The 16,392-nt window shown below is 73.5% G+C and carries 18 protein-coding genes; 3 read left to right on the plus strand and 15 right to left on the minus strand.

Going from position 1 to position 16,392, the window contains the following annotated elements; translation table 11 throughout:
• Window positions 1-28 precede the first annotated feature (28 nt).
• Entirely contained in the window at window positions 29-289 is a 261-nt protein-coding gene (locus ABZ671_RS12225; RefSeq protein ID WP_357855512.1) for a hypothetical protein, read from the minus strand.
• A gap of 441 nt (window positions 290-730) precedes the next feature.
• Here ABZ671_RS12225 and ABZ671_RS12230 point away from each other — a divergent pair, with 441 nt between their 5' ends.
• Together ABZ671_RS12230 and ABZ671_RS12235 are read left to right on the plus strand one after the other, a co-directional pair.
• Window positions 731-1,648, plus strand: coding sequence for a helix-turn-helix transcriptional regulator (locus ABZ671_RS12230; protein WP_357855759.1), 918 nt, complete (start codon window positions 731-733; stop codon window positions 1,646-1,648).
• A 163-nt stretch (window positions 1,649-1,811) separates the two neighbouring features.
• On the plus strand, window positions 1,812-3,350 hold the full coding sequence (locus ABZ671_RS12235; protein WP_357855515.1) for a BTAD domain-containing putative transcriptional regulator: 1,539 nt from the start codon (window positions 1,812-1,814) through the stop codon (window positions 3,348-3,350).
• A 16-nt stretch (window positions 3,351-3,366) separates the two neighbouring features.
• Here the strand turns inward: ABZ671_RS12235 and ABZ671_RS12240 are convergent, their stop codons facing one another.
• From ABZ671_RS12240 to ABZ671_RS12250, 3 genes are read right to left on the minus strand one after another with little or no spacing between them, the layout of a single operon-like run.
• Window positions 3,367-5,241, minus strand: coding sequence for an ABC transporter ATP-binding protein (locus tag ABZ671_RS12240; RefSeq protein WP_357855518.1), 1,875 nt, complete (start codon window positions 5,239-5,241; stop codon window positions 3,367-3,369).
• Entirely contained in the window at window positions 5,238-5,780 is a 543-nt protein-coding gene (locus ABZ671_RS12245) for a thioredoxin-like domain-containing protein (RefSeq protein WP_357855521.1), read from the minus strand. Before ABZ671_RS12245 ends, ABZ671_RS12240 begins: the two co-directional genes overlap by 4 nt.
• Window positions 5,781-5,814: 34 nt before the next feature.
• Window positions 5,815-6,366 carry a MauE/DoxX family redox-associated membrane protein gene (locus ABZ671_RS12250; protein WP_357855524.1) on the minus strand — a complete coding sequence of 184 codons (552 nt, stop codon included), beginning with the start codon at window positions 6,364-6,366 and terminating at the stop codon, window positions 5,815-5,817.
• Window positions 6,367-6,522: 156 nt separating this feature from the next.
• On the opposite strand from ABZ671_RS12250, the gene ABZ671_RS12255 reads away from it, so the two are divergent.
• Complete coding sequence (locus ABZ671_RS12255; protein WP_357855526.1) at window positions 6,523-6,738, plus strand: hypothetical protein; 216 nt, start codon at window positions 6,523-6,525, stop codon at window positions 6,736-6,738.
• Between the two features lie 107 nt (window positions 6,739-6,845).
• Here the strand turns inward: ABZ671_RS12255 and ABZ671_RS12260 are convergent, their stop codons facing one another.
• The 11 genes from ABZ671_RS12260 to ABZ671_RS12310 all read right to left on the minus strand — a co-directional run bounded on the left by ABZ671_RS12260 (window position 6,846) and on the right by ABZ671_RS12310 (window position 16,386).
• Window positions 6,846-7,307, minus strand: coding sequence for a S26 family signal peptidase (locus ABZ671_RS12260; protein ID WP_357855529.1), 462 nt, complete (start codon window positions 7,305-7,307; stop codon window positions 6,846-6,848).
• Between the two features lies 1 nt (window position 7,308).
• The gene (pheT, locus tag ABZ671_RS12265; protein WP_357855532.1) at window positions 7,309-9,858 is read right to left on the minus strand and encodes a phenylalanine--tRNA ligase subunit beta; all 2,550 of its coding nucleotides are present in this window, start codon (window positions 9,856-9,858) and stop codon (window positions 7,309-7,311) included.
• A 38-nt stretch (window positions 9,859-9,896) separates the two neighbouring features.
• Window positions 9,897-10,958, minus strand: a complete 1,062-nt coding sequence (gene pheS, locus ABZ671_RS12270; RefSeq protein ID WP_357855535.1) for a phenylalanine--tRNA ligase subunit alpha — start codon at window positions 10,956-10,958, stop codon at window positions 9,897-9,899.
• Between the two features lie 207 nt (window positions 10,959-11,165).
• Window positions 11,166-12,011 carry an RNA methyltransferase gene (locus tag ABZ671_RS12275; RefSeq protein ID WP_357855538.1) on the minus strand — a complete coding sequence of 282 codons (846 nt, stop codon included), beginning with the start codon at window positions 12,009-12,011 and terminating at the stop codon, window positions 11,166-11,168.
• Window positions 12,012-12,043: 32 nt separating this feature from the next.
• On the minus strand, window positions 12,044-12,436 hold the full coding sequence (rplT, locus tag ABZ671_RS12280; protein ID WP_357855541.1) for a 50S ribosomal protein L20: 393 nt from the start codon (window positions 12,434-12,436) through the stop codon (window positions 12,044-12,046).
• 32 nt (window positions 12,437-12,468) lie between these two features.
• On the minus strand, window positions 12,469-12,663 hold the full coding sequence (gene rpmI / locus ABZ671_RS12285) for a 50S ribosomal protein L35 (RefSeq protein WP_026267805.1): 195 nt from the start codon (window positions 12,661-12,663) through the stop codon (window positions 12,469-12,471).
• Window positions 12,664-12,682: 19 nt separating this feature from the next.
• Window positions 12,683-13,351, minus strand: coding sequence for a translation initiation factor IF-3 (gene infC, locus ABZ671_RS12290; RefSeq protein WP_357855544.1), 669 nt, complete (start codon window positions 13,349-13,351; stop codon window positions 12,683-12,685).
• 432 nt (window positions 13,352-13,783) lie between these two features.
• Window positions 13,784-14,254 carry a PH domain-containing protein gene (locus ABZ671_RS12295; RefSeq protein WP_357855547.1) on the minus strand — a complete coding sequence of 157 codons (471 nt, stop codon included), beginning with the start codon at window positions 14,252-14,254 and terminating at the stop codon, window positions 13,784-13,786.
• A complete protein-coding gene (locus ABZ671_RS12300) occupies window positions 14,251-15,213 on the minus strand; it encodes a DMT family transporter (protein WP_357855550.1) in 963 nt (320 codons plus the stop codon). The genes ABZ671_RS12295 and ABZ671_RS12300 overlap by 4 nt, the downstream gene beginning before the upstream one ends.
• Window positions 15,210-16,055 (minus strand): ATP phosphoribosyltransferase, encoded by an 846-nt coding sequence (gene hisG / locus ABZ671_RS12305; RefSeq protein WP_357855553.1) that lies wholly within the window; start codon window positions 16,053-16,055, stop codon window positions 15,210-15,212. Before hisG ends, ABZ671_RS12300 begins: the two co-directional genes overlap by 4 nt.
• Window positions 16,056-16,104: 49 nt before the next feature.
• Window positions 16,105-16,386, minus strand: coding sequence for a phosphoribosyl-ATP diphosphatase (locus ABZ671_RS12310; protein ID WP_357855762.1), 282 nt, complete (start codon window positions 16,384-16,386; stop codon window positions 16,105-16,107).
• Window positions 16,387-16,392: the final 6 nt, after the last annotated feature.

Here is a 16,392-nt window from a genome sequence, read left to right on the forward strand (position 1 = left end):
CGCGATTTCTCCGTTGTAGACGGGCGGCCTAGGTGACCGTCCAGCCGTGCAGCGCCGGCACGCTCCGGATCGCACGCTCGCAGACGCGCTGCACGATGTAGTCGGATATGTCCTGCTCGGAGGCCACCGTGAAAACCGCGACCGCTACCCGTCCCGCGATCCTGCGGGCGTGAATGTGCCTGATGCCGTCGGCCGCGGTGGCGTTGAGCCACAACAGGTCGGTCAGCTCGCCGGCGGACAGGTCGCAGTCATCGTGCGGTGGCCGTAGCGCGATCCGGGTGAGCAGCACGGTGCGCCTCCGCTGAACCGGGCCGACCGGGTCCCAGCGTCTGCCCCTCCGAGCCGACCCCACGGCGATCGGGCATCACTGCGAGCGAAAACCGGGGTCCGTCGCGAGTCGCGGTCACGACCGACCTCGGACCGGTTGTCCACTGTCGGCTGATACGCATCGGGCACCCTCCTCTCCTGGGAAACCTGGGTGTCGGCGCTGGAGAGAGCGTGCGGCGCTGCCATGGCCTCTGTCACCACTTTGGACGTTGCCGGAACCGGCCGTGACCGGTTCCGCCACGGACGGGATCCCGACCGGTCAGGGACTTCACACCCCGTACATCCAATTGAAACCTTGCGATGATCGCGGATTAAATTAGGATGATCAATTTGGAAGGCGAGGGAGGGAACCTTGCTCGATCGGATGGGAGTGTCGGCAACTGCCAAAGCGGTGTACTGGGCCATGCTGGACCACCCGGCGTGGGACGTGGACGAACTCGTCGCGCATCTCGGCATCCCGGAGACGGTCGTCCATGACGCGCTGTCCGCCCTGGCGGACCAGACCCTCATCACGCCGCCGACCGGCCAGCCCGGCGCCCTGCACGCGATCGGCCCACAGCTCGGCCTGATCGCCCTACTGAACCAGGCCGAGCAACAAATGCTCGCCCAGCAGGCGAAGCTCCAGGCGGTTCGCGCCTCGGTTCTCGCCCATGCCGCCAGCCGCGACACCCACCGCGAGCGGGAGGAGATCGTACGGCTGGAAGGGCTCGACGCGGTGCGCGACCGCCTCGCCGAGCATGCCAGCACCGCGACCGAGAGCGTGCAGATGCTGACCACCGGCGCGGCGATGCCGGCGGAGGCCATCGAGACCGGCAAGATGCTCAGCCGGATCGCCCTGTCCCGGGGCGTGCAGATCCGGCACATCTACCACGAGAACACCCTGCAGGACGCCGCCTCGCTCGCGTACGCCGAGTGGATGGCCGAGCGTGGTGAACAGAGCCGGGTCATGCCGGAGGCCCCGGTACGCATGACCATCGTCGACCGGCAGTTCGCACTGATCCCGATCGAGCCGTGTTCCGGGCGCGGCGCACTGGAGGTCCGCGGCAACCGTCTCGTCTCGGCGATGTGCCTGCTGTTCGAGATGTTGTGGGACAAGAGCACACCCCTCTCCCGGCGGCTGGCGAACAGTGACGGGCTGAGCGACCAGGCGACCGCCATCCTGAGGCTGCTCCGCCGGGGCCGCACCGACGAGGCGATCGGCCGCCAGCTGGGGCTTTCCGAGCGCACCGTGCGCCGCACGGTGTCCGACCTGATGAAGCGCCTCGACGCCGAGAGCCGCTTCCAGGCCGGCGTGGAGGCGGCGCTGCGCGGCTGGGTCTGACCGCGCCGATCCGCGCGGCGCAGCATCGGCCCGTCGCGGCACCGCGGCGACGCAAAGCCCGTCCGAACAAATTCCACGACAGCCCACATCCATCGATTAACATTGCTGCCATTGGGAGGTGCGGGGCCGGCTCCACCGGCCCGCGGGGACGCACGGGGGACGCATGGGCCTGATGCTGCAGATCCTCGGTCCGATTCGGGCCTGCCGCGACGGCCGACGGCTACGGTTGCCCCCGGGCCGCCCGACCGCACTGCTGGTCGTGCTGCTGCTGCACTCCGGCACGCCGGTGCCGGTCGAGCGGCTCCGCGAAGAGCTGTGGGCGGGGCGGCCACCCACGTCCGCCGTGGCGAACCTGCGCAGCCACGCGAGCCAACTGCGCAGGCTGCTCGGGACGCCGGGCGAGCCGTCCCGGCTGCGTGCCGAGAGCGGCGGCTACCTGCTGCACACGGGGCCGGGCGAGGTGGACGCCGTGGAGTTCGAGCGGCTCACGACCGAAGGACTGGCCGCCCAGGCCCGGGGCGCCACGGCCACCGCGGTGGACCGGCTGGAACGGGCGCTGGCGCTCTGGTCGCCCACCGAGCCACCACCGGCGTACGGCGCAGCCACCGTTGCCGCGTACGACCGGTTGCGGGAGCGCCGAGCCGCCGCCCGGGAGGCGTACGCCGCCTGTCGGCTGGACCTCGGCGACCCGGGCTCGGCCGAGCTGCGCGGCCTGCTCGACGCGCACCTGGCGGAGGACCCGCTGCGGGAGACCGGCTGGGCGCTGCTGATGACCGCCGAGCAGCGGGCCGGGGACCGGGCCGCGGCACTGCGCGCGTACCGCCGGGCCTGCCGGGCGCTCGCCGGCGAGTTGGGGGTGGCTCCCGGGCCGGAACTGACCGCGCGGTACCGGGCCATCGTGCACGGCGAGCCCGGCATCCGACCCGCCGGGCGCCGCGTGGCCGCCCGCGCCGTGGTGACCGACCGCGCCCCGGCGGTGCCGCACGAGTTGCCCTGCGCCGCCGACCCCTTCGTCGGCCGGCGCGCCGAGCTGGCCCTGCTGGGGGCCGCTCTCTCCGGTGCCCGGCAGCAGCCGGTGGCGCTGTCCGTGCACGGGCCGGCCGGTGCCGGTAAGTCGGCGCTGGCGCTGCGCGCCGCGACCGCCGCGCTGGACGGCTTCCCCGACGGTCAGCTCCATCTCGACCTCGGCGGCTCGGTGCCGGCGGAGCCGCTGCCGTCGCGGGAGATCGCCGACCGCGTGCTGCGCGCACTGCACGCGACGCCCCGCGCTGAGTCGACCACGCTGGCGGAGGCACAGGCCCGGGTCCGCTCCGCGCTCTTCGGCCGCCAAGTGCTGCTGCTGCTCGACAACGCCACCGATCCGGCCCAGGTGAACGGCCTGCTGCCCGCCCGGGGCGGCTGCGCGCTGCTGATCACCAGCCGCGCCCGGCTGCCCGACGGGTACGCCCAAACCCTGCGGCTGGACCCGCTGCCGCCCGAAGACGGGCTGGCGCTGCTCCGCGCGCTGGTGGGCGACCGCCGGGTAGCTGGGGAGCCGGCCCCGGCCCGCACCGTGGTGGCCCTCTGCGGCGGCCTGCCCCGGGCGCTGCGGGCCGCCGCTCGCCGGCTCGACGAGAGCCCGCACCGATCGCTGGCCTGGCTGGCCCGAATGCTGCGGGACGAGCGCCCCCGGCTGGCCGAGGCCGGGCTGCTGGCCGGCTGAGCAGCCCACGGCCCGGTCAGGTCGCCGAACTCGCCGCCACCGAATCGGCGGCCACCGACCGGCCACCGGATCTATAGCCGCGGGCCTGCAGGGCGAAGAGCCGAGCATACCCACCACCGGCGGTGAGCAGCGTGTCGTGGTCACCGTGCTCGGCCACCCGACCATCGGCGAGCACCACGATGACGTCCGCCTCCCGCACCGCGTTGAGCCGGTGCGAGACGAGCAGACTGGTTCGACCCCGGCGCAGCTCCCGCAGCCGGGTGTGCAGGTCGTGCTCGGCCTCGGCGTCCAGGCCGGAACTGGGCTCGTCGAGGACGAGCAGGTCGCGGTCGGCCCGCAGGAACCCGCGGGCCAGCGCCACCCGCTGCCACTGTCCGCCGGAGAGCACCACCCCGACCCGCGGGTCGTCCCGGTCCGGGCCGTCGACGAAGACCCGAGTGAGCAGCGTGTCGTACCCGCGGGGCAGCGCGGACAACGCGGCGTCGATGCCGGCCTGCCCCGCGGCGGCCCGCAGCCGCTCGGGATCATCGCGCGCGGCGAGGTCGCCGACGGCGATGTTCTCCCCGGCGGTGAGGTCGTACGGCATGAAGTCCTGGAACACCGCGCCGAGCCGCTGCCGCAGCGCCGCCGGGTCAAACTCGCGCAGGTCCACGCCGTCCCAGAGGATCGCGCCGCGCTCCGGATCGTAGAACCGGCAGAGCAGCTTGACCAGGGTGCTCTTGCCGGCGCCGTTGAGCCCCACCAGCGCGGTGGTCACGCCGGCCGGCAGGAGCAGATCCACCCCGCGCAGCACCCAGGGATGCTCCGGGGAGTAGCGGAACCACACGTCGCGCAGCTCGATGCCGTGACGCAGCGGCGGCACCGGCCGCGGCACGGCCGGCACCGGCAGGTCCGGCTCGGCGTGGACCACCTCGTCGTAGTGGTCGAACAGCAGCAGCGCCCGGTGGACCGCGCCGACCTGGCTGACCAGCGCACCCAGCGCACTCTGCACCCCGGGCACGGCCGCCAGGAACAGCGCCACGTCGCCGACCCCGACCTGGCCGGCAGCGGCCCGGGTGACCACCCAGACCATGCCGGCACCGGCGATCACCGCGCCGAGCAGGGCGAGCAGCCCCTGGGCCCGGGTCTCCCGGACGTCCAGCCGGCGCTCCACCCGATGCATGCCGTGCAGCTCGTCGAGCATCCGGCCGCCGAAGAATCGGCCCAGGCCGAACAGCCGTACCTCCTTGGCTGCGGGCACGCCGGTCATCAACTGGGCGAAGAACAGGTCGCGGCGGTGGAAGTGCTCCAGCCGCAGCACCATGGCCGCGCGGGCCCGGTTGAGCCGCAGCTGCGTCCACAGGGTGGGCAGGGCGGCCAGCAGCACCAGCAGCCCGATCAGCGGACTCAGCGCCAGCAGCACGCCGAAGAAGCCGCCGATCGCCACCCCGCTCTGCACTGCGCCGAGCAGGTTCCCGGTGAGCTGGGTCGGCCCGAGGTGCCCGGTCTGCTGGGCCGCCTGGAGCCGGTCCTGAAAGACCGGGTCCTCGAGGCGTACCAGGCCGACCAGGCGGGAGACGGCGTCGTGCAGACGGCGACGCACCAGCCGGGACACCGCCCGGGACCGCTCGGTCTCGACGTAGCGACGCAGGTGGGGCAGGACCACGCCGGCCGCGGCCACCCCGGCGAGGCCGACACCGAGCAGCGCCAGCGGCACGCCGCGTTCACCGGCGCCGGTGAGCCGGTCCAGCAGCAGCTTGGTCAGCCCGGCCACCGCCACCGGCACAGCCCCGGACAGCAGCGCCATCAGCAGGTCGGTGACGGTGCCGACGGGAGCGGCCCGCCAGGCGAGCCCGAGGGCCGCCCGGGCGTGCCGGGCGGCCCGCCGAAGCGTCAGCCGGGGCCCGGTCACCGCGCCACCGGCAGGTCCAACCGGGCGAGGCCGTGCGTCGTGGACCGGACCACGCCCTGCTCGTCGAGCAGGGCGAACGCGGGGTAACCCTTGACCTCGAAGGCGAGCGGCAGCGGGCCGCTGCCCGGCTCGACGAAGACGGTCGCCAGGCCGGTGAACTGGGCGGCGTACGCGTCGACCTCCGGCCCAGCCTTCCCGACCACCACGATCCACACGTGCTCGGTCCCGCCGGGCATGGCCCGCGCCCGATCGATCAGCAGGGGCAGCTGCGCCTCACAGTGCTCGCAGGCCGGCGAGACGAAGGCCATCAGCGTCATGGGCGGGATGTCGGCGCGGGTGCGCAGTTGACCGTCCACCGTGGTGGAGACGAAGTCACCCGGGGTCGACCCGGCCTCCAGCATCACCTCCGCCTGCGGGGACGGGCGGTCGCTGAGCAGCTCGGTGTGCTCGCGCAGCCGGCGGATCACGCCGAGCATCAGCACCAGGTTGAGCAGGCCGAGTGCGGCGACGAGGACGACGGCGACGGTCAACAACGCCATGGGGGCTCCTTCGGATTGCCGGGGGTGTTCGGGGTCAGGTCCGGCCGGCCGGGCGGGGCGCCCGGCGCGGGGTAGGTGCGAAGAGGGCGACCAGGTCGTCGAGGCGGATCACCACGGCGGCGAGCGGGACGGCCACCCCGGCGGTGATCAGCGCCGCCGGCGCCGACAGGGGCGGGCTGGCGGCAGCCCAGCCGAGCAGGCCGAGCAGCGCCGCCGCGGTGAGGGCCAGGTTGCGCGCGACGTGCCGCGGGCCGATCGGGGCGTCCGCCGCGCCGAAGCAGGGGCAGGCCGGGCGGGCGCCGCGCCGCAGCGCGCCGACGATCCCGACGGTGAGCACGCCGAGCAGCCCGGCGGCGAGCAGCAGCCCGGCGGGGACGGTGCGCGGCACGGCGAGCAGCACGACCACGGCCGCCTCGACACCGACCGTGAGACGGGCGACCGGGGTGGCCCACCGGGCCGGCACGCCGAACTGGCGGACCGAGTCGGCGAACCCGGCGAAACCCGCCCGGGCCCGCAACTTGCCGACCACCGCGGTCAGGAACACCAGGGCCAGCAGCAGCCGTGCGGCCAGCTCCACCGCTCGCATCCGTACCACCTCCTCGACGCGGAGAGGCCCACGCTAGGAGCGGCGGATACAGCGCGGATACATCGAGCCGCGCCGGTGGCGGTGACGACTGTAGGGCCGGTGTACCGGCCGACCGTAGCGTCCCGGCATCGATCAACATCGAGAGGAGGTGAACGGATGTTCCGTCGACTTGAGAGCCTGGGCGAGCGGATGCTCGGCGTGTTCGTGCCAAAGGTGACCGCCGCCGCCGGCTGCCCGCCGGAGACGTACTGCAGGGTCTGCAGGACGTGCTACTTCCAGCGGTGCACGATCAACATGGCCTGCAAGGAGGTCTGCGGAAGCTGCGACGGCCTCTGCACTGCCGGCGCGGCCACCATGACCCCCCTCTGCTGAGCCGGCATCGGCGTGCCGCGCGGCCGATGCCGGGCGGCACGCCACCGCAGGGCGAGGCCGGCCGACCATGCTGGGCGGCCGGCCCGTCGCGGAAGCCCGATCGCCGGTCAGTCGGCGGGCAGCCGGGGCCGGATCACCACGCCGAGCACGTCCGGCTCCGAGATGTAGCCACACTCGCGGGAGTCGTAGCTGAACGGCGGGTTGTCGCCGAGCACCACCAGTTGCCCCGGTGGGACGACCCGCTCGCGTCGCTGCCGCAGCAGCGGCACCCGGTCCACCGGCACCGGCTCGCCGGGCACCGCGTGGGCCCGCTTGATCAACAGCCCCGGCTCGCCGTCACCAGGCTGGCCGGCGGTCATCGCCGCCGGGGCCACCACCACGACCACGTCCCCGGGGCGGATCCGGGACAGCGGCACCCGCCGAGCCAGGACCCGGTCCCCCGCGCGCAGCGTCGGCTCCATGCTGCGGCCTACCACGGACACGAGCAGCAAATGCCGGCGGGCCCAGAGCAGGCCGGTGGTGGCCGACGCGAGCACGACGGCCACCACCAACCATCCGACGAACGGCACCTCAGGCGCCGCGCAGGGTGGCGCCGAAGCGGCGCCCGGCCTCGGCGACCGCCGCGTCGCGGGCCGCCACCGCCTCCTCGCCGGCCAGCGTCCGGTCCGGCGCCCGGAACGTCAGCTTGTACGCCAGCGACCGGCGGCCCGCGCCGAGCTGCTCGGCGGCGTACACGTCGAAGAGCCGCACGTCCTCCAGCAGGTCGCCGGCCCCCTCGACCAGGGCCCGTTCGACCTCCGCGGCGGGCACCGACTCGTCCAGCACCAGCGCCACGTCGATCAACGCGGGCGGGAAGGTGGAGACGGCCGGGCCGGCCACCATCGGGGCCGGAGGCAGCGCGTCCAGGTTCAGCTCCATGGCACAGGTGCGACGGGGCAGCTCCAGCGTGGCCACCACGGCCGGGTGCAGCTCGCCCGCGTAGCCGACCACGGTGCCGTCCACGAGCAGCTCGGCGCAGCGACCGGGGTGCCAGGGGGCGCGCTCGGCGGCCCGGACGGTGACCCGGTCGGCCGGCAGGCCGGCGGCGGCGAGGACGGCCCGGCCGGCCTCCACGGCGTCCGCCCAGCCGGCCGCCCGGCCGGCACCCCACCATCCGGTCGGCTCGATGTCACCGGCCAGCGCCACGGCGACGTGCCGGGGCTGGTCCGGCACCACCGCGTCGGCGGCGGCGAACTCCTCGTCGGTGGGACGGCGGTCCACGCCCATGGCCGGCGGCGTGCCGGCGCCGGGACGCGGGTGGAACACCGCCCCGATCTCGTAGACCGCCACGTCGCGCTGACCCCGGCCGATGTTGCGCTTGAGGCTGCCGAGCAGCGGGCCGAGCAGCGTGGTGCGCAGCAGCGGCTCCTCCTCGGACAGCGGGTTCGCCACCCGCACCGCCGGGCGACGCGGGTCGTCGGCCGGCAGGCCGAGCTGGTCGGCCAACTCGACCGAGACGAACGGGTGCGCGAGGACCTCGACGTAGCCGCGCTCGGCAAGCGACCGGGCGACCGCCCGGCGGCGCTGCTGCTGCCAGGTGAGGCCACGGCCGGGCGGCGCGGTGGGCAGCACCGACGGCAGCCGGTCGTACCCGTCGAGGCGGACCACCTCCTCGACCAGATCAGCCGGGTCGGTGAGGTCGGGCCGCCAGCTCGGCGGGATCACCGTGAGCACCTCGACGCTGGCGGCGGCGGCCACCCCGACCTCGCCCGGGTCCTCGCCGAGCCGGTCGGCGCCCCGCTCGACGGTGCAGCCGACCTCCTCCAGCAACTCGACCACCCGCTCCGGGGCGTACGCCACACCGACCCGACGCGACGGCAGGTCCGCCGGCAGGGCCACCGGGGTACGCGGCCGTACGTGGTCGAGGTCGAGGATCTCCCCGCCGACCGTGCCCCCGGCGTGCTCGGTGAGCAGCCGGACCGCCTTCTCCAACGCGACCAGCGGCAGGGCCGGGTCGACGCCCCGCTCCCAGCGCTTGGCCGCCTCGCTGAACAGCTTGTGCCGGCGGGCGGTGCGGCCCACCATGGCCGGGTCCCAGTGCGCGGCCTCGAACAGCACGTCCGTGGTGGAGGCGATCACCTCGCTGGTCTCGCCACCCATCACCGCAGCCAGCGAGATAGGCCCGGTGTCGTCGCAGATCACCATGTCCTCGGCGACCAGCGTCCGGCTCACCCCGTCCAGGGTGGTCAGCTTCTCCCCCGGCTCGGCGCGGCGGACCACCAACGGCCCACGGATCCGGTCGGCGTCGAACGCGTGCATCGGCTGGCCGAGTTCGAGCATCAGGTAGTTGGTGATGTCGACCGGCAGCGAGATGCTGCGGATGCCGGCCACGGTGAGCCGCTGGGACATCCAGCCGGGCGTCTGCGCGGTCGGGTCGACGCCGCGCACCATCCGGGCGGCGAACCGGTCGCAGCCGACGGTGTCCCGCACCTCGACCGGGTACGCCGGCTCGGCGGTGGCGCCGGGGGCCGGGATCGCGGCCGGGTCGTGGAACGGCACACCGAGGGCGTGCGACAGTTCGCGGGCGATGCCCCGCACGCTCAGCGCGTACCCCCGATCGGGGGTGATCTCCAAATCGACCACCACGTCGTCGAGGCCGACCACCGGGCGGGCGTCCTCGCCGGGCTGGGCCTTGCTGTCCTCGGGCAGCACGATGATGCCCGAGTGGTCGTCGCCCAGGCCCAGCTCCTTCGCCGAGCAGATCATGCCGTTGGAGTTGCGCCCGTACGTCTTGCGCGCGCCGATGGCGAAATTGCCGGGCAGCACGCCGCCGGGGAGGATCACCACCACCCGGTCGCCCTGGGCGAAGTTGCGCGCCCCGCAGACGATCTCCTGCGGCTCACCGGTGCCGTTGGCGGCGCCGACGTCGACCCGGCAGAACCGGATGGGCTTCTTGAAGCCGGTCAGCTCCTCGATCTCCAGAACCTCACCGACCACCAGCGGACCGGTGACCGACTCCCGCAGGTCCTCGATGGACTCGACCTCGATGCCGAGGTCAACCAGCGCCCGCTCCAGGTCGCCGGCGGACAGGTCAGCGGGGAGGTCGACGTACTCCCGCAGCCAACTGACAGAAACTCGCATGACTATTGACCACCGTCTCCGTTAGCTCGTGGCGCCGTTCAGACCCCGAACGCGCGGGTGAACCGCACGTCGCCCTCGACCAGGTCCCGCATGTCGCTGACCCCGTGGCGGAACATCACCGTCCGGTCGATGCCCATGCCGAAGGCGAACCCGGAGTAGACCTCCGGGTCGATGCCGCAGGCGCGCAGCACCCGCGGGTTGACCATGCCGCAGCCACCCCACTCGACCCACCGGGGCCCGGCCCGGTGCTCCGGGAACCAGATGTCGAACTCGGCCGACGGCTCGGTGAACGGGAAGTAGTGCGGCCGGAACCGGGTCTTCGCGCCCTCACCGAACATGGCCCGGGCGAAGTGGTCCAGCGTGCCGCGCAGGTGCGCCATGGTGATGCCCTTGTCCACCACCAGGCCCTCGACCTGGTGGAAGACCGGCGCGTGGGTGGCGTCCAGCTCGTCGGTGCGATAGACCCGGCCGGGCACCACCACGTAGATCGGCGGCTTGCGGGTGAGCATGGTGCGCGCCTGCACCGGCGAGGTGTGGGTGCGCAGAACAAGGCCCGAGCCCTCGGGGGCGATGTGGAAGGTGTCCATCAGCCCGCGCGCCGGGTGGTCGGCGGGGATGTTCAACGCGTCGAAGTTGGTCCACTCCAACTCGACCTCGGGGCCCTCGGCGATCTCGTAGCCCATCCCGATGAACAGGTCGCTGATCTGCTCCATCAGCGTGCTGAGCGGGTGGCGGGCGCCGCGCGGCCGCCGGTCGTACGGCAGGGTCACGTCGACCCGCTCCTCGACCAGCACCCGCTCGGCCTGCTCCCGCTCCAGAACCTCCAGGCGGGCGGCGTACGCGGTCTCGATGGCGCGGCGGGCCTCGTTGACCCGCTTGCCGGCGTCGGACTTGGCGGCCGGCGGCAGCGCGCCGATCTCCCGGCGGGCCAGCGAGACCGGGGCCCGGTCACCCAGGTGCGCGGGGCGCAGCGCGTGCAGCGCGTCCGGATCGGCGGCGTCGGCGAACCCCTTCTCGGCCTCGGCCACGGCCTCGGCCAGGGCGTCCGGGTCGAGCAGGGCGACCTGCTTCGGGTCGTACGGATCGTTGCGGTAGCTCATGGAACGGGCACTCCCTCACGGCGGCGCCGGCCCTCACAGGCGGCTAGGCGAGTCTACGGACGCGCGGCTTCGCCGCAGCCCGCCGGTAGGGAGATGTGCAGGGGGAAGGTCAGGCCCGCCGCCCGCCGACACCGGCGGGCTGGCTAAACGAACGCCAAGGCGCGTTCATCATCCGAACTACTCCCCTGCTGTGTGACCGCGCGGATCCTACGGACGGCGCAGTGCTCTCGCTGAAGCGTACAGGCAGACGGCCGCGGCCGCAGCCAGGTTCAGGCTCTCGGCACGCCCGTGCAGCGGCACCCGGACCCGGGCGTCGGCCGCGGCGGTCAGCGCCTCGGGCAGGCCGTGCGCCTCGGAGCCGAAGAGCCAGGCGGTCGGGGCGGCCAGCCGACCGGCGTCGGCGAGATCGTCGAGGTCGCTGTCGCCGTACCCGGTGGTGGCGAGGACCGTGAGGCCGCCAGCCCGCAGCGCGTCAACAACGGCGACCGGGTCGGGAGCGCGGACCACATCGACGTGGAACAGGCTGCCGGCGGAGGACCGCACGCACTTGCCGTTGTACGGGTCGACCGCGTCACCGGCGAAGATCACCGCGCCGGCCCCGGCCGCGTCGGCGGTGCGCAGCACCGTGCCGGCGTTGCCCGGGTCGCGGATCTCGGCGAGCACCGCGACCAGCCGCGGCTCGCGCGCGAGGGCCTGCTCCAGCGGCACGTCCAGGTGCCGGCAGACAGCGATCAGGCCCTGCGGGGCGACGGTCTCGGCGAGCGCCGCCAGCGCCTCGTCGGTGACCTCGGAGACGGGCACGTCGGCCCGGGCGGCCTCGGCGGCGAGGTCGGCGTACCGGTCCAGCGCGGCCGGCGTACCGAAGAGTTCGACGACGGTGCCGACGCGGGCCAGGGCCTCGCGGACGGCCTGCGGCCCCTCGGCCAGAAACCGGCCGGTGGCGTCACGGTCGCGGCGGCGGTGCAGCCGACGAGCCGCGACAACCCTGGGGGTACGCGGAGTGAACGGGCCGGAGACAGCGTCGAGGCGCCCCCCGCGCGATGGTGATGGCATGGGAGACGCCTCGATCTGCTGCTTCGGGTGGATCAGGCGGCCTGGGCCGCGGCGCCACCGGTGCCCTCGGCCGCCACGGCGGCACGGGCCAACTCGACGAGCGCGGCGAACGACGCGGCGTCGTTGACGGCCATGTCGGCCAGGATCTTGCGGTCGACCTCGATGCCGGCCAGACGCAGGCCCTGGATCAGCCGGTTGTAGGTCAGGCCGTTGGCCCGGGCGCCGGCGTTGATCCGCTGGATCCAGAGCTGCCGGAAGTCACCCTTGCGGTCGCGACGGTCCCGGTAGGCGTACTGCATCGAGTGCAGCACCTGCTCCTTGGCCTTGCGGTAGAGGCGGGAGCGCTGACCGCGGTAGCCGCTCGCGGTCTCCAGCAGGGTACGACGCTTCTTCTGGGCGTTAACAGCCCGCTTGACGCGTGCCATCTCAACTCCTTCTTCGGTTCAGGTGGCGCGCGTCAGCGGCCGAGCAGCTTCTTGATTCGCTTGACGTCAGCCTTGGCCAGCTCGACCGTGCCGGTCAGCCGCCGGGTCTGGGTGGAGGGCTTCTTCTCCAGGTTGTGGCGAAGGCCGGCCTGCTGGGCAACGATCTTGCCCTTGCCGGTCACCTTGACCCGCTTGCCCATACCCGTGTGGCTCTTCATCTTCGGCATTGGAACGTCTTCTCCCCTGTTACTCGCCGGTGTTCTCGGCGACTGCGCCGGTCTCGCCGGCTGCTGCGGTCTCGCCGGCTGCTGCGGTCTCACCGGTCTCCGCGGTCTCACCGGCTGCCGGAGCGGCGGACTCCTCCGCGGCCCGGTCCCGGGGCCCGCCACGGGACGCCGTCGCGGCGACCGCGGAGGCCTTGACGGCCCGGTGCGGAGCGAGAACCATGATCATGTTTCGGCCGTCCTGCTTCGGCGCGGCCTCGACGTATCCCAGGTCCGTGATCTCGGACTCGAGCCGGCGCAGGAGCCGGTAACCCAGCTCCGGGCGGCTCTGCTCGCGACCGCGGAACATGATCGTCACCTTGACCTTGTCGCCGGCCTTGAGGAACCGCACCACGTGACCCTTCTTGGTCTCGTAGTCGTGCGGGTCGATCTTCGGCCGGAGCTTCATCTCCTTGATGACGGTCTGCTGCTGGTTACGCCGCGCTTCGCGCGCCTTCAGTGCGCTCTCGTACTTGAACTTGCCGAAGTCCATGAGCTTGCACACCGGCGGGCGCGCCATCGGCGCAACCTCGACCAGGTCCAGGTCGACGTCCGCGGCCAGCTGCAGGGCGCGCTCCAGCGGGACGATGCCCACCTGCTCACCCTCAGGGCCGACCAGTCGGACCTCACGTGCCCGGATCTGCTCGTTCACGCGTGGTTCGACGCTGATGGGGCCTCCTCGAGTCGAGTCTCCTATGATGCCGACTCCATAGGCTCCCAGGGCGGGAGCCGACCCGGAAAGCAGAGGGCCCCGGCGCATGCCAGGGCCCGCTCGACCGGTCGGCACGATCACATGATCGCGCATCCGGAACCGGGACGTGCCCGGAACCGGGGACCGGACCCGGCCGCCTTCGTGGCGACTCGGGTGGGAGCAGGCGCTCCGCTTCAGGACCACCCACACGTCAGCGACGGGAGCAGTCTGGTCGACTCACCAACACTACACCCCCACCCCACCAACCCCCAACCCGCCCCGCCGCGTCATACCGCGCGGATGACGGTTTGCAAGATCCGCGCAGATTCCCCGAACCTGCTGCCTCCCGGCGCGGCGAGGCAGCAGGTTCCCCGAAGATGCGCGGATCTTGAGTCAGTGGGCGGCGGAGTCGCCGGCCAGGTCGGCCAGGTGGGCCTGGTGCAGGCGGCGCAGGGCGCGCACGCCTTCGACCGCGAGTTCCTTGTCGGCGGCCTGGAGGGCGACCATCGGCAGCAGGTCGTCGTCGTGCAACTCCAGGCTGGCCCACGGGGCACCCCGGTCGAACCGGACCCCGCGGACGACCTCCCACGGCAACTCGTGCGAGCCGATCACGTTGCGGACCCGGACGCCCTTGGCGTCGGCCACCACCCGCGGGCGGGTGAAGAGCAGGATGCCGAGGGCGGCGAAGACACCCAGCCCGATCATGGCGAGCTGGTCACCCCGCTGGAACGTGCCGGAGCCGTCGCCGACGCTCCCGGTCAGCGACGTGGCCACCAGGCTGAACACCAGCAGCACGGCGGCGGCCGACGCCCAGCAGACCAGCCGGATCCGGCGCGGCCGCACGGTCACCACTGAATCGCTCACCCGACCAGTCTGCCATCCGGCTCGGGCTCGCGTTCCGTCGCCACACGCAACGGCACGCGCCGCCGCACCCCCGCCACCAGCACCGCGAGCCCGGTGAGCGCCGCGCCGACCAGCACCGGCCAGCGAACCCCGGCCCCGCCGGGCAGCGCCACGTCCAGCAGCAGGGCCCCGCCGAGCTGCCCGGCGACCAGGGCAAGGCCGGTCCGCAGCACCCCGGCCGCGCGGACGCCCACCAGCAGGGTGAGCACGATGCCGACCCCGAGCAGGCCGCCGGTGTAGAACCACCACTGCCCGGGCCAGGTGGGGCTGGCTGCGAACGCCCCGACCAGGGCCGCGACCGCCAGGATCACCGGGGTGCCGACGGCGAAGTTGACCGCGAGCCCGGCCGCGGTGCTGCCGGCGGCGGAGACCCGACCGTTCAGCGCGGACTGCAGGGCCACCGCCAGCCCGCCGACGACCGCGAGCAGGACCAGCCCCAGCGCCAGGTCACCGACCGGTCGACCGAGCTGGGCGAGGGACACCGCCACGATGCCGAGCAGCCCCCCGGCGACCCGGGGCGCGGTGAGCGGCAGCCGTCCCGCCGGGGACAGGCCCGCCCGGTCCACGGCCAGCCCGCCCAGGCTGCCGCCGGCCACCTGGGCGATGGTGAAGACGGCCACCCCGAGCACCGGCACCACGTACGCGCCGATCACCACAATCGCCGCGCCGCCGAGCCCGCCCAGATACGCCCACCAGGGCAGGCCGGCGCGGCGCAGCACGGCCAACCCGCTCCGCATCGAGGGCACGGCGAGCAGCCCGAGCACGACGAGAAGGCTGCCGCCGAGGTTGTTGACCACCGCGCCGAGCATCGGGGCGCCGGCCCGCTCCCCCAGGCCGGCGTTGACCACGCCCTGCACGGCCGCGGCCACCCCGCCGAGAACGACCAGCGACAGGGCGGCCGGAGCCGGCAGTGGCCTCACAGCCGGCAGGCGTGGATGTTGGTGACCAGGATGGCTCGGGCGCCCAGCTCGTAGAGCTCGTCCATGATCCGGTGCACGTCGTCGCGCAGGACCATCGCCTGCACGGCGACCCAGCCCTCGCGGTGCAGCGGGGAGACGGTCGGCGACTCGATGCCGGGGGTCAGCGAGCTGGCCCGGTCGAGCAGCCCGGCTGGCACGTCGTAGGCGAGCATCACGTAGCGGCGGGCGACCAGCACGCCGTGCAGCCGGCGCAGCAACTGGTCGGCCTGCGCGCAGCCGGGGGCGCCGATCCGGCGAACCAGCACGGCCGAGGAGTGCAGCAGCGGCTCCCCGAACACCACCAGCCCGGCCTGGCGCAGGGTGACGCCGGTCTCCACCACGTCGGCGACCACGTCGGCCACGCCGAGGCGGATGGCGTTCTCGACCGCGCCGTCCAGGCGGATCACGTCGGCCTTGACGCCCAGCTCCGCCAGGTGCCGCTCGACCAGACCCGGGTACGCGGTGGCGATCCGGTGCCCGCCCAACTGCTGGACGGAGTCCACGTCCTCCGGGCGGGCCGCGAACCGGAACGTGGCCCGCCCGAAGTTCAGGTCGAGCACCTCCTCGGCCGGTGCGCCGGAGTCGATCAGCAGGTCGCGACCGGTGATGCCGACATCGAGGTCACCGGAGCCGACGTAGGTGGCGATGTCCTTGGGCCGCAGGTAGAAGAACTCGAGGTCGTTGGCCTCGTCGCGGCAGACCAGGTCCTTGGGGTCGGTGCGCTGGCGGTAGCCCGCCTCGCGCAGCATCTGGGCGGCCGACTCGGCCAGGGTGCCTTTGTTGGGTACGGCGACACGCAGCATGGGTGGAGTGCTCCTTCGATCGATCGGGATGATCAGCGGGCGGGAACACTCACAGATGTCGGTAGACGTCCTTGAGCTCGAGACCGGTGGCGAGCATCAACACCTGGGCCTGGTAGAGCAGCTGGGAGATCTCCTCGGCGGCCCGCTCGGGGCCCTCGTGCTCGGCGGCCATCCACGCCTCGGCCGCCTCCTCGACAACCTTCTTGCCGATGAAGTGCACCCCCTTCTCGAGCGCGGTGACCGTGCCCGAGCCCGGGGTGCCGGCGGCGGCCTTGGCCTGCAGCTCGGCGAACAGCTCCTCGAACGTCTTCACGGCAGACGATTCTTCCAGCCTGCC

It is taken from the genome of Micromonospora sp. NPDC006766 (genome assembly GCF_040636055.1).
Taxonomy (GTDB): Bacteria; Actinomycetota; Actinomycetes; order Mycobacteriales; family Micromonosporaceae; genus Micromonospora.

Bases quoted from the DNA above. Each gene is read 5' to 3' on its own strand.
- ABZ671_RS12275 (WP_357855538.1), bottom strand. From the start codon at position 12,011: ATGCCATCACCATCGCGCGGGGGGCGCCTCGACGCTGTCTCCGGCCCG.
- rpmI (WP_026267805.1), bottom strand. From the start codon at position 12,663: ATGCCGAAGATGAAGAGCCACACGGGTATGGGCAAGCGGGTCAAGGTG.
- ABZ671_RS12245 (WP_357855521.1), bottom strand. From the start codon at position 5,780: ATGGCGTTGTTGACCGTCGCCGTCGTCCTCGTCGCCGCACTCGGCCTG.
- ABZ671_RS12235 (WP_357855515.1), top strand. From the start codon at position 1,812: ATGGGCCTGATGCTGCAGATCCTCGGTCCGATTCGGGCCTGCCGCGAC.
- pheT (WP_357855532.1), bottom strand. From the start codon at position 9,858: ATGCGAGTTTCTGTCAGTTGGCTGCGGGAGTACGTCGACCTCCCCGCT.
- hisG (WP_357855553.1), bottom strand. From the start codon at position 16,055: ATGCTGCGTGTCGCCGTACCCAACAAAGGCACCCTGGCCGAGTCGGCC.
- rplT (WP_357855541.1), bottom strand. From the start codon at position 12,436: ATGGCACGCGTCAAGCGGGCTGTTAACGCCCAGAAGAAGCGTCGTACC.
- ABZ671_RS12255 (WP_357855526.1), top strand. From the start codon at position 6,523: ATGTTCCGTCGACTTGAGAGCCTGGGCGAGCGGATGCTCGGCGTGTTC.
- ABZ671_RS12230 (WP_357855759.1), top strand. From the start codon at position 731: ATGCTGGACCACCCGGCGTGGGACGTGGACGAACTCGTCGCGCATCTC.
- ABZ671_RS12250 (WP_357855524.1), bottom strand. From the start codon at position 6,366: ATGCGAGCGGTGGAGCTGGCCGCACGGCTGCTGCTGGCCCTGGTGTTC.
- pheS (WP_357855535.1), bottom strand. From the start codon at position 10,958: ATGAGCTACCGCAACGATCCGTACGACCCGAAGCAGGTCGCCCTGCTC.